The organism is Kitasatospora sp. NPDC015120 (assembly GCF_043080305.1).
Lineage (GTDB): Bacteria > Actinomycetota > Actinomycetes > Streptomycetales > Streptomycetaceae > Kitasatospora.
Genome location: NZ_JBIBVJ010000042.1, coordinates 1 through 5,324, shown reverse-complemented (window position 1 = coordinate 5,324; position 5,324 = coordinate 1). Strand labels below are relative to the sequence as shown.

Sequence of the window (5,324 nt, the reverse complement as noted above, 5' to 3'; positions counted from 1 at the left end):
GACACCCCCGTCATCACCCTGGACGCCCGACGCCGCGACAGCGCCAAGAGCGCCCTCATCACCCTCGTCGAACACGCCCTCCTCGCCCGCCTGCGCTGAGCGGAGTCCGAGGTCGGCGGCCCCGGCACCCCGTCAGGCCGACGGGGCGCCGGGGCGCGTTCGCTTGCGGAGGGGTGTCGTCCGGGCGCCCGGCGCAAGACCCCCTCATAAGCAGCGGATAACAGTTCGGTAGGCATTTCGTGATCAACAATGACTGTTTGTAGCGAATCAGCGTCACTCAGCGCCAGAAGACCATAGTTTTGCGCCAACATGTCGGCGAATGTCCTGAATTGCACCGCCCAGTACGCCCACCAGCAGCTGTTTGTCCCCCATCCCTGCACGTGCTGAAATTCCAGCTACCCCTGGATCCCGTACGGCTGCCGCTCCCCGGAGCGGGCGGCCCCCGGGGGTAGCGCTGGATTGATCCATGGCCGGCTGTCGGCCGAGAGGTAGTTGTCGAGTGAGGCGTAAGCAGCAGGTCGCCCCGCAGCGGCGCTCCGAGCCCCGCCAGAGCGAGCCGAACGGCACCGCACCGGAACCGGGCGGGTTCTCGGCGTTCACACCGGCCGAGGAACGGCCGCAGGCCGCCCCGGCACCGCAGCAGCCCGGCACGGACCGCGCGTCCGGCCCGGGCACCGGCACCGGCTCCACCCCCGGCAGCGGCAGCGGCTCGGGGACGGACGACACCGGCCCCAGGAGCAGCCGGTACGACTTCGTGCGCCCGCGCAACTGGCGCGTGCCCGCCCGACTGATCGCGATCCTGCTGATCCCGGTCGTCATCGGCCTGGTCTTCGGCGGACTGCGCGTCAACACCTCGATCGACGGCTTCATCAAGGCCGACCGCGCCCAGCGCACCGCCACCCTCGCCAAGGCCGCCACCGAGCTCGCCGAGGCGCTGGAGAGCGAGCGCGACAAGACGCTCATACCCCTGATCACCAAGCAGGACCCGAACAACGACGTCACCAAGGCGCGCTCGACCACCGACGCCGCCCTCAAGGCGTACAACGCGGCCTACGAGGCCAGCGACAAGTCCGGCGAGCTCCCCCGGCGCCACGAGGCCTTCCAGTCCGTGGTCGTCCACCTGCCGCAGCTGCGCGCCGCCGCCTACGCGGACAACCTCTTCGCCTCCGCGACCGTCAGCGCCTACTCGGTGATGTACGCCCCGCTGCTGTCCTACGACAACTCGGTCGGCCTCGGCTCGTCCAACCTGACCAGCAAGGGCCGCTCGATCTACGCCATGTCGCTGGCCAAGGCCTCCGCCTCGACCCAGCGCGCCCTCATGCTCCAGCTGCTGGTCGGCATCTCCGCGCAGAAGACCACCCGGTACGAGAACGTCGACCTCATCCAGCAGCTGCTGGTCGCCCAGCGCCTGGAGCAGACCGCGCTCTCCGAGTTCAACACCGGCAGCGCCCCCGAGGACGCCGCGAAGTACTCCGCCGCCCAGGTCGCCCAGGCCAACGCCGACCAGCGCGCCGCCTACCGGATGCCCAACGGCAGCGTCCCGACCATGCAGGGCCTGCTGAACATCGGCACCGCCTACACCCAGGCCGCCGCCACCGGGCAGTCCCAGGGCAAGGAGGTCGCCGACCGCGCCTATAAGGAAGCCAAGGACTCCGGTCTGACCCCGGAGAACTGGAACCAGGCCGCCAACACCCACATCTCCAGCCTCCGCGCCACCGAGGTCGTGCTGCTGGACGACGTGCTCCAGGACGCCGCCGAACTGCGGGACAACGCCCGCTTCGACGCCATCCTCAACTCGCTGATCGTGCTCACCGCGCTGATCCTCGCCGGTGTCCTCACCGGCTACGTGGCGCGCTCGATGATCCTCGGCATGCGCACCCTGCGCAACGCCGCCCTGGAGATCGCCGACCACCGCCTGCCCGAGCTGGTCGAACGGCTCTCCAAGACCGACCCGGACCGGGTGGACACCAACGTCACCCCGATCCCGCTGCACGGCAAGGACGAGATCGGCGAGGTCGCCCGGGCCTTCGACCAGGTCCACCGGCAGGCGGTCGCGCTCGCCGCCGAGCAGGCACTGCTCCGGGGCAACGTCAACGCGATCTTCACCAACCTCTCGCGCCGCAGCCAGAGCCTCATCCAGCGCCAGCTGGCACTGATCACCGACCTGGAGAACAACGAGGCCGACCCGGACCAGCTGGAGAACCTCTTCAAGCTGGACCACCTGGCGACCCGCATGCGCCGCAACGGCGAGAACCTGCTCGTCCTCGCGGGCGAGGAGGCCGGCCGCCGCTGGAACACCCCGGTCCCGCTGGTCGACGTGCTGCGCGCCGCCGCGTCCGAGGTGGAGCAGTACGAGCGCGTCGAGCTCTCCGGCATCCCCGAGGCCGAGGTCGTCGGCGCCGCCGTGACCGACCTCGTCCACCTGCTCGCCGAGCTCCTGGAGAACGCCACCACCTTCTCCAGCCCGCAGACCCGGGTGCTGGTCAACGCGACCCGCCTGCCGGACGGCCGGGTGCTCGTCGAGATCCACGACAAGGGCATCGGCCTCACCGCCGAGGACTTCGCCGAGATCAACGAGAAGCTGGCCGAGCCGCCCACGGTCGACGCCACCATCTCCCGCCGCATGGGCCTCTTCGTGGTCGGCCGGCTCTCCCAGCGGCACGACATCCGCGTCCAGCTCCGCCCGTCCGGCGAGTCGGCCGGCACCACCTCGCTGGTCATGCTGCCGCCGTTCCTCACCCACATGGCGGCGGCGCCGGAGCCCGAGGAGCAGTTCACCGTCTCCCGGATCTTCGCCGACCAGGAGCCGTCCGCCGAGTGGCCCGCCGACCACGACGCGGTCCGCAGCGCCGCCGAACTCGGCTTCGACGACCACCTCACCGGCATCGGCAACGCCGGCCCCACCGGCTTCAGCCCGGCCCTGGAGGCCGTCCAGCGCTCGCAGCGCCTGGACCAGGTCCGCCGCGCCGCGCTGGAGGCCGGCCCGCAGGCGGAGCTGCCGCCGGTGGTGGACGCCGAGGGCGAGGACGACTACCCGGCCTACGGCCGCCGCAACGACGAGGCCTACGGCCAGGACGAGCAGTACCCGCAGCAGGGCTACCGGCAGTCCGGCTACGACGGCGACCAGTACGGCTACCAGGACGAGTACGGCCAGGGCACCGGCTACGACGAGGGCTACCAGCAGGACGGCTACGGCCAGTACCCGCAGCAGGGCTACGACGAGTACGGCCGGGCCGACGAGTACGGGCAGCAGGACGGCTACGGCGGCGAGGGCGGCTACCAGGGCGCCGGCTACGACGACCAGTACGCCGGCCAGGCCGAGGAGGCCCCGGCGGGCCACCCGTACGCCCCCGAGCAGCCCGCCCTCCCGGCCGCCGACGCCGCCCCCGCCACCCTGCCGTCCGGGCTGCCGCAGCGCCGCCCCGGCCAGCAGCTCGCCGGCGGCGGCTTCCCCTCCACCCAGCAGGACGCCAACGGCGGCGGGGACAGCCCCAACTGGTTCACCGGCGCCAAGGACACCTCGGCCGCCCCGGACGAACCGCGCGGCCACGACGTGTCCGCCCTCGGCGGCTACGGGCCCACCGGCCCGACCGCCGCCGGCACCGCGGCCTGGCAGTCGCCCAACGACGGTGACTGGCAGCGCGCCGAGAAGCTCCGCGAGCCCTCCTCCGGCGGCACCACCCAGGCCGGCCTGCCCCGGCGCGTGCCCAAGCAGAACCTGGTGGCGGGCAACGCCAAGCCCACCCCGCAGGACGGCCCGCAGGTCTCCCGCACGCCCGAGGAGGTCCGCGGCCGTCTCACCAACCTGCGCCGCGGCGTCGAGCAGGGCCGCAACGCCGGTACCACCGGAAGCTTCCGGATCGACCCCGATCAGGTAGACCCGTCCGGCAACGGACAGCAGAATCGCAGCACCGATCTCTTCGGCGGCTCGAACCACCAGGAGCGTTGAGTTGAGTCAGATGAGCCAGGCCGCACAGAACCTGAACTGGCTGATCACCAATTTCGTGGACAACACCCCCGGGGTGTCGCACACGGTGGTGGTCTCCGCGGACGGCCTCCTGCTGTGCATGTCCGAAGGGTTCCCCCGCGACCGCGCCGACCAGCTCGCCGCCGTCGCCTCCGGCCTCACCTCCCTCACCACCGGCGCCAGCCGGATCTTCGAGGGCGGCGAGGTCAACCAGACCGTCGTCGAGATGGAGCGCGGCTTCCTCTTCCTGATGGCCATCAGCGACGGCTCCGCGCTCGCCGTCCTCGCCGCCCCCGACTCCGACATCGGCCTGGTCGGCTACGAGATGGCCCTGCTCGTCGACCGCGCCGGCGCCGTTCTCACCCCCGCACTGCGCGCAGAACTCCAGGGCAGTCTCCTGCACTGACGGTCCGTCGGATACCGTCCAGGTATTCGAAGCACCTCCGCGTTCGTCCCGGGCCCGCTTCGGCGGGCTCGGGATCGGACGTTGTACGGCCTTCGCACCACCGGCTCCGGACCCGTGCCCGAGCTCGCAACGCACCGCCGCACCCTGTGAGGAGAGGAACCGTGACACCGCCCGACGACCGCAGCGGCCAGTACGGCGTTCCGTACCCTGGCACAGGCCATGACGCCTTCGGAGCACCCGGCGTCGTCGGCCACGGTCAGCAGTACGACCAGCCGCTGCACGGCCAGCACGGCCAGCACGGCCAGCACTACGGCCGGCCGTCGTACGGCCAGCCGTACGCGCCGGGACAGTACGACCAGTACGCCCAGCCCCGGCCCTCGTACGACGCTCCCCCGCCCGGCTACCCGGACGGAACGGTCGGGCAGCAGCCCGGCCACTACTCCGGCCACCTCCCCGGCCGCGGCCCGGTCGCCGGGCAGCCGGCCGGACACCCCGCCCCGGCGCCCGGTCACCACGGACCGGGCCAGGACGCCGGAGCGGGCGACGACTTCGAGGACGAGCCGGACTCCGGACCGCTGATCCGCCCGTTCGCGATGACCGGCGGACGGACCCGGCCCCGGTACGAGCTCGCCCTGGAGGCGCTCGTCTCCGCCGACGTGGATCCGCAACGCCTGGCCACCCTGCTCCCCGAGCATCAGCGGATCTGCACCCTGTGCACCGAGGTCAAGTCCGTGGCCGAGGTGTCGGCGCTGCTCTCCCTTCCCCTGGGAGTGGCCCGCATCCTCGTGGCCGACCTGGCCGAGGCTGGCCTCGTCGCCATCCACCAGCCCGCTTCCGGCGGCGAAACCGGAAACCAGCCCGACGTCACGCTGCTCGAAAGGGTCCTCAGTGGACTTCGCAAGCTCTAACGCGGCCGCCCCCACCCGCGCCACCACCTCCGCGAAGATCGTC

Annotated in this window: 3 protein-coding genes and 1 pseudogene; all 4 read left to right on the top strand. The window is 71.9% G+C overall.

From position 1 onward, the window contains the following. Positions 1-99: pseudogene (locus ACF1AK_RS35995) on the top strand (ATP-binding protein); the annotation flags it as partial. A gap of 400 nt (positions 100-499) precedes the next feature. Next, entirely contained in the window at positions 500-3,949 is a 3,450-nt protein-coding gene (locus ACF1AK_RS35990; RefSeq protein ID WP_391503050.1) for a nitrate- and nitrite sensing domain-containing protein, read from the top strand. Positions 3,950-3,959: 10 nt separating this feature from the next. Further along, on the top strand, positions 3,960-4,373 hold the full coding sequence (locus ACF1AK_RS35985; RefSeq protein WP_030312881.1) for a roadblock/LC7 domain-containing protein: 414 nt from the start codon (positions 3,960-3,962) through the stop codon (positions 4,371-4,373). A 161-nt stretch (positions 4,374-4,534) separates the two neighbouring features. Beyond that, positions 4,535-5,281 carry a DUF742 domain-containing protein gene (locus ACF1AK_RS35980; protein ID WP_391503049.1) on the top strand — a complete coding sequence of 249 codons (747 nt, stop codon included), beginning with the start codon at positions 4,535-4,537 and terminating at the stop codon, positions 5,279-5,281. Positions 5,282-5,324: the final 43 nt, after the last annotated feature.

Excerpts from the sequence above, each read along its gene's own strand:
- ACF1AK_RS35985 (WP_030312881.1), top strand. The coding sequence starts at position 3,960 with ATGAGCCAGGCCGCACAGAACCTGAACTGGCTGATCACCAATTTCGTG.